Consider the following 20,309-nt stretch of genomic DNA (forward strand, 5'->3'; position numbering starts at 1 on the left):
ATAAGTAAGGAATATCAATGGATATTATTCTTCTTGGCGTAGTCATGTTCACCTTGATTATCCTGGCTCTAGTTTTAGTAATTCTATTTGCTAAATCTAAGCTAGTACCAACAGGTGACATTACTATCTCAGTAAACGGCGATCCAGAAAAAGCGATCAAAACTGGTGCAGGCGGCAAGCTACTAGGTGCTCTAGCGGGTAACGGTATCTTCGTATCATCTGCATGTGGTGGCGGTGGCTCTTGTGGTCAGTGTCGTGTAAAAGTTAAATCTGGCGGCGGCGATATTCTGCCAACAGAATTAGATCACATCACCAAGGGTGAAGCACGTGAAGGCGAGCGTCTTGCGTGTCAGGTTAACGTGAAGTCTGATATGGACATCGAGCTACCTGAAGAAATCTTTGGTGTGAAGAAGTGGGAATGTACTGTTATCTCTAATGATAACAAAGCAACCTTCATCAAAGAGCTTAAGCTACAAATTCCAGATGGCGAATCAGTACCTTTCCGTGCTGGTGGTTACATCCAGATTGAAGCACCTGCTCACCACATTAAGTACTCTGACTTTGATGTTCCAGAAGAGTACCGTGAAGACTGGGATAAGTTTAACCTATTCCGTTACGAGTCTAAGGTTGATGAAGATATCATCCGTGCTTACTCAATGGCTAACTACCCTGAAGAGTTCGGTATTATTATGCTAAACGTGCGTATTGCTACGCCGCCGCCTAATAATCCAGACGTACCACCAGGTCAAATGTCATCATTCATCTGGTCACTGAAAGAAGGTGACAAGTGTACTATCTCTGGTCCATTCGGTGAGTTCTTCGCGAAAGACACTGATGCAGAAATGGTATTCGTAGGTGGTGGTGCAGGTATGGCGCCAATGCGTTCTCATATCTTCGACCAACTTAAGCGTCTGCACTCTAAGCGTAAGATGTCTTACTGGTACGGTGCACGTTCTAAGCGTGAAATGTTCTACGTTGAAGATTTCGATATGCTTGCTGCTGAAAACGATAACTTCGTATGGCACTGTGCACTGTCTGATCCACAGCCTGAAGATAATTGGGATGGTTACACTGGCTTCATCCATAACGTGCTTTACGAAAACTACTTACGTGATCACGAAGCACCTGAAGACTGTGAATACTACATGTGTGGTCCACCAATGATGAACGCCGCTGTTATCAGCATGCTGAAAGATCTTGGTGTAGAAGACGAAAACATCCTACTAGATGATTTCGGTGGCTAATACATAGCCCTTCGATCACAATAAAATTGGCTGGCCAGTGAATGGTCAGCCTTTTTTCTTACTAACCTTTTTAAAACCTGTTTTTTATTGTGGTTACTTGTCAATAAGTCGATTGATAAGTACTCAGACTAAAGAACAACATGAACGATGGAGTATGAAGTGAAGCGTTTCCTGCTGTGCGGTGCGTTGATGTTATCAACGATAATGCTGTTGACGGGCTGTGGTGACAGTCGTCAGCAGATTGATATTAATGGACAAACAATGGGGACTTACTACTCAGTAAAACTCATTAAGCAAGATGGGTTGCCTAGTCCTGAAACGATCAAAAAAGAAATTGATAAGCGTTTAGAGCTTGTTAATGATCAAATGTCGACTTATCGCCCTGATTCAGAATTAAGCCAATTTAACCAGTTACAATCTACACAACCTTTTGAGGTTTCTGCGGCAACAGCAAAAGTGATCAGTGAAGCACTACGCATTTCTAAGCTAAGTAATGGCGCTTATGATGTAACAGTAGGTCCATTAGTGAACTTATGGAGTTTTGGCCCAGAAGCTCGTCCTGAATCAACGCCAACAGATCAAGAGATCGCAACGCGTAAAGCTGAGATCGGCTATCAACATTTAAGTGTTATTGATGGTAATAAGTTAGTAAAAGATCTACCAGATTTGTATGTGGATCTGTCTTCGATTGCCAAAGGCTATGGTGTCGATGTGGTGGCAGATTACTTAAAAGATGATCTGCATGTGAAAGACTTCATGGTTGATGTGGGTGGTGAAGTTCGTCTACAAGGTAATAACCGTTCAGATGTGCCTTGGCGTATCGCAATTGAAAAACCGATTGCTAATGAACGCGCAGTACAGGATATTATCCAAGCGGGTGATATGGCTATTGCGACATCGGGTGATTACCGTAATTACTTTGAAGAAGATGGGGTGCGTTATTCTCACTTGATCAACCCACAAACAGGAAAACCGATTGCAAACCATGTGGTGTCTGTTACTGTGATTGCGCCATCTTGCATGACGGCAGATGCTTACGCAACCACTTTCTCTGTTATGGGAGAAGAAGAGTCGTTAGCATTAGCGAATAAAGAAAAGTTACCTGTCATGTTGATTGTAAAGACCAAAGATGGCTTTGTTGAATTTAAGTCTGATACGTTTGAGCAATACGTCGTTAAAAAATAAATGAGGTGATCATGGTTGTTTACTTAACAACATTTGCTGTATTTCTTTTGGTCATTGTTGCAATGGCTGTTGGTTATATCTTTCAACGTAAAACCGTAAGCGGTAGTTGTGGTGGTTTAGACGGTATTGGTATCGCGAAAGAATGTGATTGCCCAGAGCCGTGTGATGCGCGTAAAAAGCGTGAAGCTCGTGCTGCTCGTCAAGCTGAGTGGAAGAAAAATCAAATCATCTAATCATTATTATGCGTAGATGAGTAAATAATAAAAGCCTGAGTTTGACTCAGGCTTTTTGCTATTTAACCAATTGGTTACGACCATTTTGTTTGGCGCTATAAAGATTATCATCAGCGACTTTGAGTAATTCATCGATGTCTTCCAATCCTGTGGTTGCGCCTATGCTAATCGTGACTTCAATATTCTGTTCAAGGTATGGAATAGTGATAGATTCAATACGTTGACGTACTAGCTCTAGCGTAGTTATAAAGGTTTGGTAATTACCGCAATGTTTAATACAAAACTCTTCACCACCAAAGCGTGCCACAATCGCTTCAGGAAAATGTGCATCAATGATTTTACTCACGGTAATGAGTACCGCATCACCACCATCATGGCCATAGGTATCATTCACTTTTTTGAAGAAGTCGATATCAATCATGGCGATATTGCGTTGTTGTGTTTCCGATTGGCAACAGCTATGAGTGAAGAAATAGCGACGATTCCAAAGCCCAGTTAATGCGTCTTGGTTAGCCATACGGTAGAGTTTATCGGAAGTATCTTTCATATTAAGAATATGGTGGATACGACAGTTAAATTCTTCTTGATTGAAAGGTTTGTATAAAAAGTCATTAGCACCCGCTTTCAAAAATTGGGCTGTCATGGTGCTGTCGTTACTGCCAGATAAACCCAATACCGCCATTTTATTTCGACTGTACTCACGACGAATTTCACGGGTCATGGTAATGCCATCTTTTTCCGGCATATCGTTATCGGTGATCACTAAGCTAATATCTGGGTTATCTTCAATGATCTGTAATGCTTCGTTGCCATCAGAGGCTTCGTATACGGTTAGGTTTTGTTTCTCTAATAAGTTACTGACATGGTTTCGTACCGTATCTGAGTCATCTACAACTAATGCCTTATGGGCGAGGTTAGACTTTAATCGCAGTAGTAAAGGGACTAAATAGGCAACAGAAGCTGCGCTGTCTTTGAGTAAGTAATCTAATACCCCTTTAGCAAGCACCTTTTCTCGGATTTCATCATTGAATTGTGCCGTAAGTACGATTGATTTGATGTTATGACTTAATACTAAATCAATAATTTCACCATCTTGGGCATCAGGAAGGCAGTAATCGAGCACTGCGCAAAGATAACGTTCAGGATCGGCCAACAGGGAGTGAGCTTGTGCTAAATTTTCGGCAAACACTGCTTTAAAGCCTGCCTGTTGTAATTGATCTTTAAGATAATGACGAAATGCGCGGCTATCTTCTACAACAAGTACTTGATGTTGCAAAATAAACTCCTTTTCTAGCTGTACGCATAAAGTGATAGACAATATATTGATATATATAACATTAGATGTAATGAGTTGATTATCAAATATTTCTCAGACTTGCGATTTTGTGATCTTGCAGCGAAATATTTCATCTAGATTGAATTTTAAATAATGCACCATTTTTCGTTTTCCAACGATTGTGATTCATCGCTATAATAGCTGTATGTATAAACAGTGTGTTTTGAGCGTAAATGTGGCGAAAGTAGCAGAGCAAAAAGCGGTACAGCGAAAGATCATTCACGTCGATATGGACTGTTTCTACGCAGCGGTTGAGATGCGCGATGATCCTGCTTTGCGTGATGTTCCCATTGCGATCAGTGGTCGCTCTGCTCGTGGGGTAGTGAGTACTTGTAATTACCTTGCGCGTAAATACGGCATTCATTCAGCCATGCCCACTGCTCATGCTTTAAAGCTGTGTCCACATTTGACTTTAGTACCGGGAAGAATGCAGGTATATCGTGAGGTTTCACAGCAAATACGCGCTATTTTTGAACGTTATACCGATAAGATAGAACCGCTCTCACTTGATGAAGCGTATTTAGATGTCTCTGATTGTGAAATGCTTCATGGCTCAGCGACACTTATTGCACAAGATATTCGTCGAGCAATAGAGCAAGAGTTACAACTTACCGCATCTGCAGGTGTTGCCCCTGTTAAGTTTATTGCGAAAGTGGCTTCTGATCTGAATAAGCCCAACGGACAATACGTGGTTACTCCTGAAGAGGTTGATAATTTTGTTGCAGATCTAAAGCTGGAAAAAATACCCGGTGTTGGGAAAGTGACGATACAAAAATTGCATGAGAAAGGCTTATTTGTTGGGCGTGATGTGCAAAATTACGATCGCCACTTATTGTTGCAACAGTTTGGGAAGTTTGGACAATCGCTGTGGTCACGTGCTCATGGTATTGATGAGCGTGAAGTGATTGTTGAACGGCAACGAAAATCGGTTGGGGTAGAGCGGACTTTTAGCCAAAATATTTCCAGCTATGAGCAATGCTGGCAAGTGGTAGAGCAGTTATACCCAGAGCTGGAGCAACGATTACGTAAAGTGCGTCCTGAGCTTGATATTGCTAAACAAGGGGTGAAGTTAAAGTTTGCTGATTTTCAACAAACGACCGTTGAGCATATTTATCCAAAGTTAGATAAAGTGCAGTTTGTGGATTTACTTAAAGAAGCGATGACGAGGCAAAACAATCGTGAAATTCGCTTAATAGGTTTAAGTGTTGGATTAGAAGTAGGATTAAAAGCACAGCAGCTTTCTTTTGGTTTCTAGTCTTTGCTAGAATCAATGACATAAAAAACGGGCTTAACGTCTTTTAGCGTTAAGCCCGTTGTTGTTTCTGGGTTACATTACTTTTTAACAGGAATGTTTTTCAGTACAGCGATCATTTGATCCCAGAACATTTGTACGGTATCAATCTTCACTTTCTCATCTGGTGAGTGTGGGAATTTGATCGTAGGGCCAAATGAAAGCATGTCCATTTCAGGGTATGGTTCTTTAAACAGACCACACTCAAGACCGGCGTGGATCACCATGATGTTTGGCTTGTTACCGTACATCTCTTGGTACATATCACGGAACACATGCATAATTTCAGAATCAGCATCTGGTTTCCAGCCTGGGTAAGTACCAGAGAACGCACATTCTGCACCAGCTAATGCCGCTAGTGATTGCAGCATGCTTTCTACATAGCTACGACCAGAATCCGTTAATGAACGCACTAAGCAAAGAACGATAACTTTATCGTTTTCAGTCGTGATAACACCCATGTTTAGTGAAGTTTCAACTACACCTTCAATGTCATCACTCATGCGGATCACACCGTTAGGGCATACGTTAAGTACATTGATCAAACGTACTTGATCTGCCATTACCATTACATCTGCTGGTAGCTCAGCAGACTCAGTAAATAGGTTGATGTCAGTTTCTACGTGGCCAAGCTCAGCACTTAATAGCGTTTGGAAATGCGCGAATAAGTTATTTAGTTGATCAACATTGGCTGCCGGCAGCGTAACAATCACAGATGCTTCACGTGGGATAGCATTACGTAGGCTACCACCTGTGAAGTTGTTAATACGTAAGCCAAGCTCATCTGCGTGACCTGCTAAAAAGCGTGCTAGTAATTTGTTAGCGTTGCCACGACCAGTGTGGATATCACAACCTGAGTGACCGCCTTTTAAGCCTTTTAATACAAGTTTTACTGCTTGGTGATCGGCTGGTGTCGTTTCACGAGTAATATCCAGTGTGATAGCGCCATCTACGCCGCCAGCACAACCCATGTACACTTCGCCTTCTTGCTCAGAGTCAGTGTTTAGTAGGATGTCACCTTCTAACCAACCTTCTTTTAGGCCGAAAGCACCTGTCATACCTGCTTCTTCATCAATGGTTAGCAGCACTTCTAATGGGCCATGTTCAATGTCTTTCGCGGCAAGAACAGCAAGACAGCTTGCCATACCCATACCGTTATCAGCACCCAGTGTTGTGCCTTTTGCCGTTACCCACTCACCGTCGATGTATGGTTGGATAGGATCTTTAGTGAAGTCGTGTACGGTTTCTTCATTTTTCTGTGGAACCATATCGATGTGTGCTTGAAGTACTACACCTTTACGGTTTTCCATGCCTGCAGTTGCAGGTTTTTTAATAATCACATTACCTGTTTCATCACGACGAACGTCTAAGCCTTCTTTTTTAGCAAATTCAACAATGAATTGTGCAAGTTGTTCTTCATGCTTAGATGGGTGAGGGATAGAACAGATTTGATCGAAAAATTGCCATACGGCTTTAGGTGATAGTTGACTGATTTCAGACACGGAAGCCTACCTTTATACAATATTGGGCTAGTGACACTTGTCAGGCTATTAGCCGCCAAATGACATAAATATGTAGCGATAAAACCTATCGCATTTTTTTTAGCATATCATTCTGACTAATGCGGAGGTAGAGAAAAAAGTAAAATCTTAAACCGCAAATACGATAATGCATAAGTATGAATCATGTTTAATGATCACTCATAACAGATACATCACTGTAAGTTATTTTAGATATTTATTTGTTTTATCTAGATTATGGAACTATGTTTTACTTTTAAAAATGAAAAAAAATTACATCAAAAGTTATTTAACAATGTTTTTTTACGAAAAGTGTGACGAGCTTAAAAAATAACTTGAAAGTAAATTACGAAATGGTTATGATTTCTACAATCTCAGAGAGATGATGAATTAATGACTGTACATGTTCAGGATGAACCCGAGATATCGCCTCCAAGGAACCGAGATAAGTGCGGCCTAGATGGTCAATACGATCCAAGGATTAAGTAAATATAGTTATGTACTTAATTGGGATTACTTATTTGTAAGGTGATTTAAAAATGAAATTATTTGATTCTATTACACACTTTTGGAATAACCGTTCTGTATACACAGGTAACTTTACTTACCCTAGTTACTTCGGTTACTAAGAATTTTGTTATCTAGTTGCTGACTAGCTAACTGAACTGTTTGTTCACCCCCTAACTTGAGAATACTAAATAATCGTTATCGGTTATTTGCAACATTCGCCGCCACTTCGTATTGAAGTGGCGTTTTTTTATTTATGACTTGCCATTTTATTCCCACTCGTAACTGCATTTCTTCATTTATGATGAATTTTTCAACGATCTCGCTGGTTTTATTCTTATAAATATAAAAAACTACAATTATTGCTATTTGGAATATAGTTGCTAATGCATTGATTTTATATTGCTAATTTCCTGTTACAAAAAGGCAAATGGAGCAAATAAAATTAATTCGCTTTAGAACGGTGTTTTTACTCGATATTTTCTGGAAATTGATAGATCTGATGTTTATAATCGCGCTCAAATTGAGAACGCAAACGTTTTCTATTTTTGCATAATACCTAACGTGTCTATCTCCAAGGAACCGAGAAACATGCTTGAGAAGTTATTTAAACTGAAGGAACACGGCACTGATGTGCGCACTGAGTTGCTTGCAGGCTTAACCACTTTCCTGACGATGGCTTACATCATTTTTGTAAACCCAACTATGCTAGCCAATACAGGAATGGATAAAGGTGCAGTGTTTGTTGCAACTTGTTTAGCGGCAATGATTGGCTGTTTCGTGATGGGCTTTTTTGCAAACTATCCTGTGGCTCAAGCGCCAGGTATGGGGCTAAATGCCTTCTTTACCTACACTGTGGTGTTAGGTATGGGCTACACATGGCAAGTGGCATTAGCGGCAGTTTTCTTATCGGGTTTATGTTTTATCGCCCTGAGCCTATTAAAGGTGCGAGAGTGGATCATTAATTCGATCCCCTTGGCGTTAAGAACTGGGATCTCAGCCGGTATTGGTTTATTCCTTGCGTTTATCGCTCTACAAACCTCGGGCATTGTGGTTGATAATCCAGCGACGTTAGTACAAGTAGGCGACTTAACTAGCTTCCCTGTAATAATGGCTGCGCTTGGTTTCTTCTTAACCATTGCGTTAGTACATCGTGGTTTTAAAGCGGCTGTGTTGATTGCCATTTTAGTGGTAACGGCATTAGGTATTATGTTTGGTGAAGTGAGCTACGGCGGCATTATGTCTATGCCACCAAGTATTGCTCCAACCTTTATGCAATTAGATTTTGCAGGTGCAATGGAAGTTGGTTTGATTTCAATTGTGTTTGCTTTCTTGTTTGTCGATTTATTTGATACTGCAGGAACATTAGTCGGCGTAGCGACCAAAGCTAACTTGATTGGCGAAGATGGTAAGCTGCCTCGTTTAAACCGCGCACTACTAGCAGACAGTACTGCAACGTCAGTTGGTGCGTTATTGGGTACATCGAATACCACTTCTTATGTCGAGAGTGTGTCCGGTGTCGCAGTCGGAGGACGTACTGGTCTTACTGCGGTAACGGTTGGTGTATTATTCCTCCTTGCACTATTTTTTGCACCGCTTGCTGGCATGGTCCCAGCGTACGCAACAGCAGGTGCATTGTTCTACGTAGCAATTCTTATGATGTCTGGCCTTGTGGCAATTGATTGGCGTGATCTAACAGAAGCAGCACCAGTTGTTGTGGTTTGTTTATTGATGCCATTAACTTATTCAATTGCTGAAGGTATTGGCCTTGGTTTCATCACTTACGCTGCAGTTAAAGCGATGAGTGGTAAGGGACGTGACGTAAATATCAGTGTTTGGGTAATTTCAGCGCTGTTCCTTTTGAAAATTATTTTTCTCTAAGTTTTAGATTAATAAAGCTTTACTAATTTATGGCGATTTTCGAATCGTTGATCCAGAGGTTCTTTGTTTATGAGTAATAAATTCATCATCACTTGGGATAACATGCAAACCTACACACGTCAGCTGGCTGAAAAGCTACTTCCAGCGGATCAGTGGACAGGTATCATTGCTGTTAGTCGTGGCGGTTTGGTTCCTGCTGCTATTTTGGCGCGTGAACTAGGTATTCGTCACGTAGATACGGTATGTATCTCAAGCTACGATCATGATCATCAACGTGACATGCGTGTGATCAAGAAAGCAGAAGGTGATGGTGAAGGCTTTATCATCGTTGATGATTTAGTTGATACAGGTGGTACGGCTGAGAAAATCCGTGAAATGTACCCACGTGGTAAGTTCGTAACCGTATGTGCAAAACCTGCTGGTAAGCACTTAGTTGACGATTACGTTGTAGATATTCCACAAGATACGTGGATTGAGCAACCATGGGATATGGCGGTAACGTTCGTTGATCCAATCGCTAAGCGATAAGCTATTTCTCTTTATCAAGGCTTATCGCTGTAGGGCGGTAAACTAAGATTGATTAATAAGACGCCGATAAGGCGTCTTTTTTTGTTTTAAATCGACATACGTAAGTGATTTTGGGTATATCATCACTACACATCATAAAGACTACGTGGAGAGTGCCGTGTCTGAGCCATCCCCTGAAAATTTGTCCGAAAAGTTATTTGCCCCAAGACCTACCTCTAAAGAAACATCGAGTTTAGTGAAAATTGCTCATGTACGCAGTGGGCGAGTGAACAATGCGCTGGATGGTGAGAGTAAGGCTGGCTGGTACCGTGTTTTACGTCGTCCTCAATGGATTTGGCAAGGTGTCGATCCTATTCAGCTTGAAGCGGTTTTAGCACGCATTGCGAGCTCAACAGCGCAGCGTACAGATGAAAACCTATTAGATACCGTGATTGGTTATAAGCCGGGAAACTGGAGTTATGAATGGTCACAGCTGGGTGCAAGTTACCAAAAACAAGCTCGTTTATTGCTAAATGAAGGCGAGAAATTAAAAGCCTCAGAGTTGTTATTAAAAGCCAGTACCCATTACAGCATTGCTGCCTACCCTTATATAAAAGGGGATCAACTGGCCGATCAGGCAGAGTTACAAGCCAATCAAAGCTATCGTGAAGCGATTGAGTTACGTCCGCATGATATGCGTACTATTAACGTAAAATATGAAGGCAAAACCTTTGAAGCTTTCATTCATTTACCACGTACCGATAAATTATTGCCAACTGTTATTGTCAGTGGTGGCTTAGACACACTGCAGTGCGACTTATGGCGTTTATACGAAGATTATTTAGGCCCTGCAGGCTATGCCATGGTGACACTTGATATGCCATCAGTGGGGCATTGTGATCGTTGGAATTTAACGGAAGATACCAGCCGTTTACACCAAGCACTATTACAACAAATTCGTGATGTACCTTGGGTCGATCATCATAAAGTTGCCATGCTGGGTATTCGCATGGGCGGCAATGCAGCCATTCGTTTGGGCTTTATGGAGCCTACACGTTTAAAAACATGTATTAGTTTAGGTGGGGCGATTAATAGTGTGTTGACTCAGCCAAAGCTGATTGAGCAAATTCCGCGTATGTTCTTAGATGTTTTAGCATCACGTATGGGCAAAAATGGTCAATCTGAAGCGAGTATTATTTCACACTTACCTGCATGGTCTTTGAAAAATCAGGGCATCTTAGGCCGTCGACGTATTGATATGCCAATGTTAGGGATCAGTTTGAAAAACGATCCTGTGTGTCCTGAGATGGATAATCAGCTGATTGCGCTTTCAAGTTACGGTGGTAAAGCACTAACCTTACCTGAGAAGCCGTTACATGATGGCTATCATCGCTCGATGATAGAAGTTGTGAAGTGGTTAGATGAGAAACTCGCCTAATTGCTGGTAAAGAAATCATAGTGCCATAAAGATGACGGAATAATACCTCAAGTATTGTTCCGTTTTTTTATACTGCTTTGATATTGTTAAAAAATACGTATACCTACATTGGCATTTCACCAAACATCAACCATAATGTAACAAATAATGATAATGATCTCGTTGCACATCATGATGATGAAGCAATGTCATCATTGATCATGCTTATTTTGTTGAGTATGCGCTTACTCATAACTGCAGTTGACTATGGATGGATTAGCAATGACGACGACAACTCTGTTTCCGCCTCATGGGCGTTTAATGACAAAATTAACTGCATTAGGACCTTATTTACGAGAAAAAAAATCACAAGAAGGTTACTTTTTCTTTGATTGTTTAGCGAGCTGTGTGAATGCAGACAAAGAGCCTGAAGAGCGTGAATTTTGGGGCTGGTGGTTGGTATTAACCGCGACCGATAACGGCTTTGAATACAGCTATGACTTTGGGCGTTATGATCTCAGTGGTGAATGGAACGAAGGCAAATTACCCGCTAAACACAAAGATGCGGTGATGAAAACCTTGGTCGATTTCCATGAAAAGTTGACACCTTTTATTGTTGATGAGTGCCAATTAACACTTTCAGCGTCTTCTAATTTAACGCAAACTCAATTAACCGAATTGGCATAAATAAAGTTAGATATTTTATATACCCAAGCGACTTCAAGATGCCTGATTCAGAGCGAGGTCACTGAGTTGAATTCAAGGAAGGCAACGAAGCTGAATAGCGAGCTCTTTCCAAGTTGTCTATAAAACCCATAAGCTAGCTTATGGGTTTTTTTGTGTCTTTTTTTTACAAATTGTTGTTTGAGACAACGGAATTTATTGGCCTTGATGTGTTTTTGTGTAATTTATGGGCGTTTCAGTGTGTTAATTAAATATTTGCCCATTTATATTTATTTCGTAACGGTTTTTCTCTTGTGCTTTGTCAGCGGTATTGATAAAACAAAGTACTTTTTATTTCTTTTTATTTTGTTTGATCCCCATGGCAGATACCAAAAATACCAATGCTCGAGAGCAAGACCTTGCAGCATCTGCTGCATCACAAACAATTGTTGTTAAATTGGGCACCAGCGTTCTAACTGGCGGTACGCTAAAGTTAGATCGTGCTCATATGGTTGAGCTTGTCCGTCAATGTGCGATGCTTCGTCGCCAAGGACATAAAGTGATTATCGTGACTTCTGGCGCAATTGCGGCAGGCCGCGAGCATTTAGGTTACCCCGAACTGCCCAAAACAATGGCAAGTAAGCAATTGCTTGCTGCTGTTGGTCAAGGTCGTTTGATCCAAGAATGGGAAACCTTGTTTGGTATCTATGGGATCAACATCGGTCAAATGTTGTTAACTCGTGCCGATTTGAATGACCGTGAGCGTTACTTGAATGCTCGTGACATGATCGTTGCACTATTAGATAACGGCATTGTTCCTGTTGTGAATGAAAACGATGCGGTTGCGACAACTGAAATTAAAGTGGGTGATAACGATAACTTATCAGCGCTTGTGGGTATTTTAGGTGGCGCAGACAAACTGTTATTAATGACAGATCAACCGGGTTTATTTACTGCAGATCCTCGTAGTAATCCTGATGCTGAATTGATCCGTGAAGTTCATACGATTGATGAGACATTACGTAAACTAGCTGGTGGTAGTGTAGGCGGTTTAGGTACTGGCGGTATGGCAACCAAGTTGCAAGCGGCCGATGTAGCGCGTCGTGCGGGTATTGAAGTGATCATTGCTGCTGGTCGTCGCCCTGATGTGATCATTGAACTAGCGGAAGGTAAATCTGTAGGTACACGTTTTTTACCATTGGAATCACCACTAGAAAGCCGTAAACGTTGGATTTTGGCTGGTCCTCCTCCAGCGGGTGATATTGTTATTGATGACGGCGCTGTCACTGCAGTGCAACAACGAGGCAGTAGTTTACTTGCGAAAGGGATCACCATGGTAAAAGGTGACTTTGAGCGTGGTGAAGTTGTGCGTATCTTTGATAAAGATAATAACCTATTAGCACGTGGTATTTGCCGTTACTCAAGTGTCGATATGGCAAAAATTGCAGGTAAGCACAGCCAAGACATTCATCAAGTATTAGGCTATGAATATGGTCACGTGGCGATCCATCGTGATGATATGGTAGTGATTTAAAACGACATGTATCTATAAATACAGATAAGCATTGGCTACACGACAGGGATTAGAACGAGGAATTATTGTGAATCTTGAATTAATGGGACAAGCAGCACAGCAAGCTGCCTTCGAGTTAGCAACGACCGCTACAGCAATTAAAAACAAAGCATTAGCTATTATTGCGGATGAATTAGAAAGTAATAAAGACATTATTTTAGCGGCAAACAAGCAAGATATTGATGCAGCTGTTGAGTCTGGCATGTCTGAAGCGCTGGTTGATCGTCTATTGCTAAATGAGTCACGTTTAGCGGGTATCGCTAATGATGTGCGTAATGTGATTAACCTAAACGATCCTGTCGGTGCTGAGCTTGATAGCCGTGTACTTGAAAATGGTATGCGTTTAAGCCGCCGTCGTGTGCCACTTGGTGTGGTTGGCGTTATTTACGAAGCGCGTCCAAACGTGACTATCGATATTGCCGCGCTATGTTTGAAAACAGGTAACGCTAGTATTTTGCGTGGTGGTCGTGAAACCTTCCACTCAAACATGGCATTGGTAAAAGTGATCCAAGTTGCATTAGAAAAAGCAGGCCTACCTGCATCTTCTGTGCAATACATTGAGCAGCCAGATCGTGAGCTAGTATCACAGCTACTTAAATTAGATCAGTACGTGGACATGATCATTCCTCGTGGTGGTGCGGGTTTACATAAAATGTGTAAAGAGAACAGCACTATTCCTGTGATCATCGGTGGTTTTGGTATCAGCCATATTTATGTTGACGATAGCGCAGATCTCACACGCTCTTTAGATGTGGTTGAGAACGCAAAAGTACAACGTCCATCAGCATGTAATGCGTTAGATACGTTATTAGTGAATGAGAAAGTAGCAGAAGCGTTCTTATCTCGTTTAGTTGAGCGTATGAATAAGGCAAAAGTAACGCTGGTTGCCGATGACACGGCTTACAATTTACTTGAAGGTAAGGCATCTTCACTGCGTAAAGTGTCGGAAGGTGACTTTGATACTGAATGGCTAAGCTACACGCTAGGCATTAAAGTGGTTAACAATGTGGATGAGGCGATTTTCCACATGCGTAAACATAATGCGAGCCACTCAGATTCGATCCTAACTAACAACTTACAAGCAGCAGAGCGTTTCGTAAATGCGGCAGGTTCTGCGGCAGTTTATGTGAATGCGTCAACACGCTTTACTGATGGTGCGCAATTTGGTTTAGGTGCGGAAGTTGCAGTATCAACCCAGAAGCTACATGCTCGTGGTCCAATGGGCTTAGAAGAGCTAACTAGTTATAAGTGGGTGGGTGTGGCTGATTACTTAAGCCGTGCTTAATTCTTGATTAATATGTAAAAAGCTGCCAATTAGTCATTACTATTTGGTAGCTTTTTTTATGTCTGTGATATTGGCTTTTCGCCTAGGCTTTGTCGTCTTTATCTTGAGGTTCGGTGTCTTTTTGTTTGCTAAGAGGATGCTTATCATCAAACAATTTGTGCTTTTTCTGCACTTCAAACTTCATGTAAGCGGTATATTTTAGCGCTGCAATATTGCTGGCAATCACGGCAACAATAATAAAAGAAATTACCCACGGATTAAAAAGCCATTCCATATTAGCCTCATTGATAGTGCGATAAAGAGTATTTTCAGCATAACACCGATATTGCACACTTGGCTTAATATTCGTCATAAAAACGATAATAAAAAGCAGCCCGTTATTTACTTATGAAGTAAATAACGGGCTGCTTATGCATTGAAGTATGGTGCAATTACAGCGCTTTTTCTAACACCTTTTGGTACATGTCAGTAAGCTTTTCAAGATCTGCCACTTTCACACACTCGTTCACTTTGTGGATTGTCGCATTAACAGGACCAAGCTCGACGACTTGTGCGCCAGTTCGAGCAATGAAACGACCGTCAGATGTGCCGCCTGTGGTTAATAGCTCAGGTTGCTGGTGGTTTACTTCTTCAATTGCAGCAACTACGGCTTCGACCAATGTGCCTTTGTCGGTTAAGAATGGGTGACCACTTAACGTCCATTTTAGATCGTAATCTAAACCGTGGGCATCAAGTACTGAATGTACACGACGCTTGATTTCAGTATCGGTTAACTCGGTGCTGAAGCGGAAGTTAAACTGCACCTGAAACTCACCTGGGATCACGTTGGATGCACCTGTGCCAGCTGCAATATTTGGGATCTGGAAACTGGTTGGTGGGAAGTACTCGTTACCATTATCCCATGTGATCGCAGCAAGCTCTGCGAGTGCTGGTAGTGCTTTATGAACGGGGTTATTGGCAAGGTGAGGGTAAGCAACATGACCTTGAATACCTTTCACCGTTAAATCACCTGTGATTGAACCTCGGCGACCATTTTTCACCACATCACCGACATTCAGCGTACTTGATGGTTCTCCAACAATACACATGTCGATTTTTTCATTGCGTGCTTCAAGGGTATCAACCACACGAGTCGTCCCATTGATGAAAGGGCCTTCTTCATCAGAGGTGATTAAAAGCGCAATAGAGCCGTTGTGATCAGGATTTTCAGCGATAAAGCGCTCAATTGCCACAATCATACACGCCAGTGAACCTTTCATATCAGCCGCACCACGACCGTGTAGATAGCCATCGATAATTGTTGGTTCAAACGGTGGGGTATGCCATTGCTCTACTGGGCCTGAAGGGACAACGTCAGTATGACCTGCGAACACAAACAGTGGAGCTTGTGTACCACGGCGTGCCCATAGGTTAGTCGTATCTTCAAATACCATGGTTTCAATAGTGAAACCGAGTTGCTCTAGGCGAGCGATCATTACATCTTGGCAGCCAGCATCTTCAGGGGTGACCGAAGGGCGGCTCATTAAATCTTTAGCGAGTGCAATAACTGGGCTATCAGACATCCTTGTATCCTTGTTATTGTTGAAAAATTTCTTGGTATTGAGCTGGTTTAAAACCTAGATAGTACGCGTCATTGTGTACTAATAGTGGACGCTTGATCATCGCTGGTTGCTCTAACATCAGCGTTAATGCGTTGTCGCGGTTTAAACTGTTTTTTTGCTCATCAGTTAATTGACGGTAAGTAGTACCACGTTTGTTCAGCATGGCTTCCCAGCCAAGTGCAGCTTCAAAGGTTTCGAGTTGAGCACGATCTAAACCATCAACACGGTAATCATGGAAAGTGTATTCAATGTTTTCTGCTTCAAACCACTTTTTCATTTTCTTAATGGTGTCGCAATTTTTGATGCCGTAGGCAATAGTACTCATAGAAGGCTCTAACTTGTTATTTTTGTGATGAATGGTCTTTTATAACGAGATTACACAATGACCGCAAGCATTGATCCTAGGCTAAAAAGGACGGTGAATTAAAAAAGTAAAATTTAGAAATAAATTTACGGAATATTTTTACTTCTTTTTACGCTTGAGAAAGTAAAGATAGTGCAGGCTTGATCGAACTCAACATAAAAAATTCTTAGGGGGTAATAATAAGCACAGTATTTTATGGAGGCCTCAATGGAACTGAATCCGGTTTTTGCCCGTCGACTTTATTTAGCATTATTAGTGGAACATACCGAGCGACCTAACGTCCCTCGTTTAATTGAACAAACAGGTTGGCCTCGTCGCACCATTCAAGATGTCTTAAAAGCTTTACCTAGCATTGGTATCGAGCTGTGTTTTATTCAGGATGGTCGTCGTCATAATGATGGTTACTACACATTGAGTGATTGGGGACCGTTTGACTTAGAGTGGATTAAGGCAAGAGAGCCTGATTTATTGGCGGCATTAGCGCCATAAATAAAAAACCGCATTCGCTATTAATAGCAATGCGGTTTTTTGTTAATGAAAGCAGCTTGGTTGAACTACTTGCGCTTATTGGCCTTGTGATTCTAAATACAAGATGGTTGCAGCGGTGCGAGACTTAACCTGTAGCTTTTTGAGCAAGCTTTTCATATGCACTTTCACAGTGGCTTCTGAAATAAATAACTGCTCAGCAATTTGACGGTTTCGTTGGCCTTTGGCGACTTCTTGGAGAATTTGCAGTTCACGTTCGGTAAGTTGACTCAGTATATCGTCTGTTGAATGCTGCTCTGCCAAACATTCTTTCACCACGTTACTGTAAGCTTTGCCACCACACAGCGCAGACTTTAACAGCTCGATGAGTTCATCAGGCTCGGTATCTTTAAGTAAGTAACCATCAGCACCTGCATTGAGCAGCGTTTTAATATCACTGCGGCTATCAGAAACCGTTAATACTACAATACAGGCAAGAATCCCTTCATCACGCATGGCATTTAACGTATCTAAGCCGGACATGCCTTTCATGTTTAAATCGAGCAAAATCAAATCTGGTGATTGTTCATGGGCAAGAGCAATTGCATCATTACCGTTACTGGCTTCACCGACTAATTGAAAGTCTGATTCCATGCTGAGCAACTGACCGATCCCTCGACGCATCAGAGGGTGATCGTCGACAATCATGACTTTCCAACATGTCATATTGTTATCCTTTTTGTAGTGGAAATATCAGGCTGATAGTACTGCCGTGATGGGGTTGTGAATCTATCTGTAAGTCACCATTAAGCCGTGATGTACGCTCTTGCATAATGCTTAGACCATAATGATCCCGTTTGCTTGCTGTTGGGTCAAATCCTTTACCATCATCACCGATCGTAACATGCACATTTTGCGCTGTTTGATAACAGGTGACGGTGATTTCATCGGCATCTGCATGTTTAATTGCATTGAGTACCGCTTCACGAATGATCTGTAATAAATGCACTTGGTTATGGGCATCTAACGCCATGGATGGTAAGTGGTTATCTATCACCAATAAGGCGTCGGTTTGATTTTCCAGAGGTTCAAGCATTTGGTTTAACGCTTCACCAAAGTTAGCATCTTTAATGGTGAGGCGGAATGTACTGAGCAGCTCACGTAATTGGGTATAGGCGCTACTTAATCCTTGTTCTATATCTTGCACGGTACGGTTGATATCGTCACCATGCTCAATTTGATTTAACTCTCTTTTTAAGAGGGTTAATTGGATTTTTAAATAAGACAGTGATTGTGCTAGTGAATCATGCAGCTCTCGGGCGATAGTGGCACGCTCTTCCATGAGTAACAAATGCTCAGCTTGTTTCTGAGCGCGGTTGTAATAAATACCACGGGCGAGAATTTGTGAAATATTATCGATCAATGCTTGATCTGGACACGGCAACGTATATTGCCACCATAACCGTCCCATTAATTCACCATCGATATACAGTTCATTACTGTGCCAGTTTTGATTAATACGGCTACCAGCATGGATCTCCGTAGTGCTACCTGTTGTTTCTTCAATGATCAGTCGAGCTCCCGTTACTCCATCAATCGCAATCATGGTTTCTAACATGTTAGTAAATTGCTCCGTGGTCAGTCGGCTAACTGATAGCTGTTGTGAGCAGTTGTAAAGCACTTGCAGTGATTCATTGGCATGACGTAAACGGCGAGTTTTCTCTGTGACGCTACGCTCTAACCCATCATAAAGTTGCTCTAACTCACAGGACATTTTGCTAAATGTCTGCGCTAAGATCCCCAATTCATTTTTACTGTTATTACAAACACGGAACTGAAAGTTTTTACGCTTTACTTGTTTACAGGCATTTACTAAATCATTGAGTGGCGCAACGATTTGTAAACGTGTGTAGCGGATGGTGTAGAACACAATCAGTAATATCGTGGTTAACCCCATGGCACCGATGGTTGCTAATCGTTGAAGTTTAATTTCAGAAGATTCTTGTAGTTCTGCGACAAACTTATCAACTCGATGAACAAAAGGGGCGACATGCTGAATGAAAGATTTATTGTTTTCTGTTTCTAAGATGGGGTGTAGCTCGTCCCAGCGCAGTACTAGCTGGTTGTACTGTTGTTGGATATCACTAGGTACAAACCAATGATTGAGCTCTTTCATCGAAGGAGAATGTAACGATTGTTCAAACTGCTCAATGTGCTCAGACAGTAATGGTGAATGTGTCTCAACATCAAAAGCTAAGCGATAAGTTTGCATACGCATTGAGCCTGCGATGTTAATGGCTTCGGCATCATTCAAGCTAGATGTCAGTGTCATCAATGCGAGTGAAGTCGTTGAAATTGAGATGAATAAAATCAGTACCATTGAGCGAGCGATAGTGCTTGTTACCGAGTTTGTTTTTTTCTTTGCCACATGAATCCTTTTCAATAAGTCCCATTCGCAATTCTTCATAACGCACATGAATACGATGCATTAAATTATCGAATAATGTGAGTTTTATCTTATCTATTTGTTGATCTAGAACAAATAACCCTATCAATTACCCCTTAGGTGGTATTTAAGCAATTATTTCATTATTTAAAATTGATGTATAAAAAGATGAATAAAATATTAACATTTGTGATTTCGATGAATTGCATGAATATATATTAATATTGCAACTTTTTATTCTTTTTTGTCATTTAGATCCAAAGCGAGAGGTGAAGATGGTGGATCGTTCTCGACGACAATTATTTACTCGTCGAACTCAACCTAGCTTACCGCGTTTGCCTTGGTTGAAAAATGAAGCTGAATTTACGGATATTTGTTCTCGCTGTGAACGTTGTATCAAAGCATGCGAAACAAACATCCTTGTTAAAGGTGATGGTGGCTTTCCACAAGTGGATTTTAGCCAAGGCGAAGGAGAGTGCACATTTTGTTATCAGTGTGCCGATGTTTGTCCTGAACCATTATTTTTAGCACAAACAGAACAACCGTGGGCAATCACTGCAACCATCAATGAGGGGTGTATGGCATCGAAGAATATCGAATGCCGAAGTTGTGGTGACATGTGTGAACCACAAGCGATTCAATTTCAACTTCAAGTTGGAAAGGTCGCGATGCCAACGGTGTCTAGTGATGATTGCAACGGATGTGGTGCTTGTGTTTCTGGTTGTCCTGTTTCAGCCATCACCATAGCGCGTGTAGATGCAAACACCCAGTAATTCGTTTTAAAAGAGAGT

19 protein-coding genes are annotated in these 20,309 nt (G+C 41.5%); 12 read left to right on the forward strand and 7 right to left on the reverse strand.

Annotation, left to right across the window (positions count from 1 at the left end):
• The first annotated feature begins 17 nt into the window (after nucleotides 1–17).
• The 3 genes from nqrF (at nucleotide 18) to nqrM (ending at nucleotide 2,662) form a co-directional block, all read left to right on the forward strand.
• Entirely contained in the window at nucleotides 18–1,244 is a 1,227-nt protein-coding gene (nqrF, locus tag Q7657_RS12935) for an NADH:ubiquinone reductase (Na(+)-transporting) subunit F (RefSeq protein ID WP_008986375.1), read from the forward strand.
• A gap of 159 nt (nucleotides 1,245–1,403) precedes the next feature.
• On the forward strand, nucleotides 1,404–2,429 hold the full coding sequence (locus tag Q7657_RS12940) for an FAD:protein FMN transferase (protein WP_181319775.1): 1,026 nt from the start codon (nucleotides 1,404–1,406) through the stop codon (nucleotides 2,427–2,429).
• A gap of 11 nt (nucleotides 2,430–2,440) precedes the next feature.
• A complete protein-coding gene (nqrM, locus tag Q7657_RS12945; protein ID WP_008986377.1) occupies nucleotides 2,441–2,662 on the forward strand; it encodes a (Na+)-NQR maturation NqrM in 222 nt (73 codons plus the stop codon).
• A 58-nt stretch (nucleotides 2,663–2,720) separates the two neighbouring features.
• On the opposite strand, the gene Q7657_RS12950 is transcribed toward nqrM, so the two are convergent.
• Nucleotides 2,721–3,938, reverse strand: a complete 1,218-nt coding sequence (locus Q7657_RS12950) for a response regulator (RefSeq protein WP_107164853.1) — start codon at nucleotides 3,936–3,938, stop codon at nucleotides 2,721–2,723.
• 235 nt (nucleotides 3,939–4,173) lie between these two features.
• Between Q7657_RS12950 and dinB the strand changes: the two genes are divergently transcribed.
• Entirely contained in the window at nucleotides 4,174–5,253 is a 1,080-nt protein-coding gene (gene dinB / locus Q7657_RS12955) for a DNA polymerase IV (RefSeq protein ID WP_498827392.1), read from the forward strand.
• 77 nt (nucleotides 5,254–5,330) lie between these two features.
• On the opposite strand, the gene Q7657_RS12960 is transcribed toward dinB, so the two are convergent.
• Nucleotides 5,331–6,791, reverse strand: a complete 1,461-nt coding sequence (locus Q7657_RS12960) for an aminoacyl-histidine dipeptidase (RefSeq protein ID WP_053988588.1) — start codon at nucleotides 6,789–6,791, stop codon at nucleotides 5,331–5,333.
• A 1,116-nt stretch (nucleotides 6,792–7,907) separates the two neighbouring features.
• Here Q7657_RS12960 and Q7657_RS12965 point away from each other — a divergent pair.
• From Q7657_RS12965 to Q7657_RS12990, 6 genes are all read left to right on the forward strand, one after another.
• Complete coding sequence (locus tag Q7657_RS12965) at nucleotides 7,908–9,197, forward strand: NCS2 family permease (RefSeq protein WP_053988587.1); 1,290 nt, start codon at nucleotides 7,908–7,910, stop codon at nucleotides 9,195–9,197.
• A 69-nt stretch (nucleotides 9,198–9,266) separates the two neighbouring features.
• Nucleotides 9,267–9,725 carry a xanthine phosphoribosyltransferase gene (gpt, locus tag Q7657_RS12970; RefSeq protein ID WP_053988586.1) on the forward strand — a complete coding sequence of 153 codons (459 nt, stop codon included), beginning with the start codon at nucleotides 9,267–9,269 and terminating at the stop codon, nucleotides 9,723–9,725.
• 157 nt (nucleotides 9,726–9,882) lie between these two features.
• Nucleotides 9,883–11,142 carry an esterase FrsA gene (gene frsA, locus Q7657_RS12975; protein WP_053988585.1) on the forward strand — a complete coding sequence of 420 codons (1,260 nt, stop codon included), beginning with the start codon at nucleotides 9,883–9,885 and terminating at the stop codon, nucleotides 11,140–11,142.
• 261 nt (nucleotides 11,143–11,403) lie between these two features.
• A complete protein-coding gene (crl, locus tag Q7657_RS12980; RefSeq protein ID WP_107164855.1) occupies nucleotides 11,404–11,808 on the forward strand; it encodes a sigma factor-binding protein Crl in 405 nt (134 codons plus the stop codon).
• 355 nt (nucleotides 11,809–12,163) lie between these two features.
• On the forward strand, nucleotides 12,164–13,318 hold the full coding sequence (gene proB, locus Q7657_RS12985; RefSeq protein WP_053988583.1) for a glutamate 5-kinase: 1,155 nt from the start codon (nucleotides 12,164–12,166) through the stop codon (nucleotides 13,316–13,318).
• 82 nt (nucleotides 13,319–13,400) lie between these two features.
• A complete protein-coding gene (locus Q7657_RS12990; RefSeq protein WP_107165200.1) occupies nucleotides 13,401–14,642 on the forward strand; it encodes a glutamate-5-semialdehyde dehydrogenase in 1,242 nt (413 codons plus the stop codon).
• A gap of 82 nt (nucleotides 14,643–14,724) precedes the next feature.
• Here Q7657_RS12990 and Q7657_RS12995 read toward each other — a convergent pair whose 3' ends face one another.
• The 3 genes from Q7657_RS12995 to Q7657_RS13005 all read right to left on the reverse strand — a co-directional run bounded on the left by Q7657_RS12995 (nucleotide 14,725) and on the right by Q7657_RS13005 (nucleotide 16,568).
• Nucleotides 14,725–14,916, reverse strand: coding sequence for a DUF2897 family protein (locus Q7657_RS12995; protein WP_053988581.1), 192 nt, complete (start codon nucleotides 14,914–14,916; stop codon nucleotides 14,725–14,727).
• A gap of 157 nt (nucleotides 14,917–15,073) precedes the next feature.
• Entirely contained in the window at nucleotides 15,074–16,204 is a 1,131-nt protein-coding gene (gene dapE / locus Q7657_RS13000; RefSeq protein WP_107164856.1) for a succinyl-diaminopimelate desuccinylase, read from the reverse strand.
• A gap of 13 nt (nucleotides 16,205–16,217) precedes the next feature.
• On the reverse strand, nucleotides 16,218–16,568 hold the full coding sequence (locus tag Q7657_RS13005) for an ArsC family reductase (protein WP_053988579.1): 351 nt from the start codon (nucleotides 16,566–16,568) through the stop codon (nucleotides 16,218–16,220).
• 246 nt (nucleotides 16,569–16,814) lie between these two features.
• Here Q7657_RS13005 and Q7657_RS13010 point away from each other — a divergent pair, with 246 nt between their 5' ends.
• Complete coding sequence (locus Q7657_RS13010; RefSeq protein ID WP_053988578.1) at nucleotides 16,815–17,096, forward strand: winged helix-turn-helix domain-containing protein; 282 nt, start codon at nucleotides 16,815–16,817, stop codon at nucleotides 17,094–17,096.
• Nucleotides 17,097–17,171: 75 nt separating this feature from the next.
• On the opposite strand, the gene Q7657_RS13015 is transcribed toward Q7657_RS13010, so the two are convergent.
• Entirely contained in the window at nucleotides 17,172–17,798 is a 627-nt protein-coding gene (locus Q7657_RS13015; protein WP_053988577.1) for a response regulator, read from the reverse strand.
• Nucleotides 17,799–17,802: 4 nt separating this feature from the next.
• Nucleotides 17,803–19,500 (reverse strand): nitrate/nitrite two-component system sensor histidine kinase NarQ, encoded by a 1,698-nt coding sequence (gene narQ, locus Q7657_RS13020; RefSeq protein ID WP_258178102.1) that lies wholly within the window; start codon nucleotides 19,498–19,500, stop codon nucleotides 17,803–17,805.
• A 293-nt stretch (nucleotides 19,501–19,793) separates the two neighbouring features.
• Between narQ and napF the strand changes: the two genes are divergently transcribed.
• Nucleotides 19,794–20,291, forward strand: a complete 498-nt coding sequence (napF, locus tag Q7657_RS13025) for a ferredoxin-type protein NapF (protein ID WP_107164858.1) — start codon at nucleotides 19,794–19,796, stop codon at nucleotides 20,289–20,291.
• Nucleotides 20,292–20,309 lie beyond the last annotated feature (18 nt).

The sequence above is a fragment of the Candidatus Photobacterium acropomis genome, from assembly GCF_030685555.1.
In the GTDB taxonomy this organism is placed as follows: domain Bacteria; phylum Pseudomonadota; class Gammaproteobacteria; order Enterobacterales; family Vibrionaceae; genus Photobacterium; species Photobacterium lucens.

Coding starts and splice junctions, on each gene's coding strand:
- Q7657_RS13005 (WP_053988579.1), bottom strand. CDS start 16,568: ATGAGTACTATTGCCTACGGCATCAAAAATTGCGACACCATTAAGAAA.
- napF (WP_107164858.1), top strand. CDS start 19,794: ATGGTGGATCGTTCTCGACGACAATTATTTACTCGTCGAACTCAACCT.
- nqrM (WP_008986377.1), top strand. CDS start 2,441: ATGGTTGTTTACTTAACAACATTTGCTGTATTTCTTTTGGTCATTGTT.
- crl (WP_107164855.1), top strand. CDS start 11,404: ATGACGACGACAACTCTGTTTCCGCCTCATGGGCGTTTAATGACAAAA.
- Q7657_RS12965 (WP_053988587.1), top strand. CDS start 7,908: ATGCTTGAGAAGTTATTTAAACTGAAGGAACACGGCACTGATGTGCGC.
- gpt (WP_053988586.1), top strand. CDS start 9,267: ATGAGTAATAAATTCATCATCACTTGGGATAACATGCAAACCTACACA.
- Q7657_RS13015 (WP_053988577.1), bottom strand. CDS start 17,798: ATGACATGTTGGAAAGTCATGATTGTCGACGATCACCCTCTGATGCGT.
- Q7657_RS12990 (WP_107165200.1), top strand. CDS start 13,401: ATGGGACAAGCAGCACAGCAAGCTGCCTTCGAGTTAGCAACGACCGCT.
- dapE (WP_107164856.1), bottom strand. CDS start 16,204: ATGTCTGATAGCCCAGTTATTGCACTCGCTAAAGATTTAATGAGCCGC.
- nqrF (WP_008986375.1), top strand. CDS start 18: ATGGATATTATTCTTCTTGGCGTAGTCATGTTCACCTTGATTATCCTG.
- Q7657_RS13010 (WP_053988578.1), top strand. CDS start 16,815: ATGGAACTGAATCCGGTTTTTGCCCGTCGACTTTATTTAGCATTATTA.
- proB (WP_053988583.1), top strand. CDS start 12,164: ATGGCAGATACCAAAAATACCAATGCTCGAGAGCAAGACCTTGCAGCA.
- Q7657_RS12995 (WP_053988581.1), bottom strand. CDS start 14,916: ATGGAATGGCTTTTTAATCCGTGGGTAATTTCTTTTATTATTGTTGCC.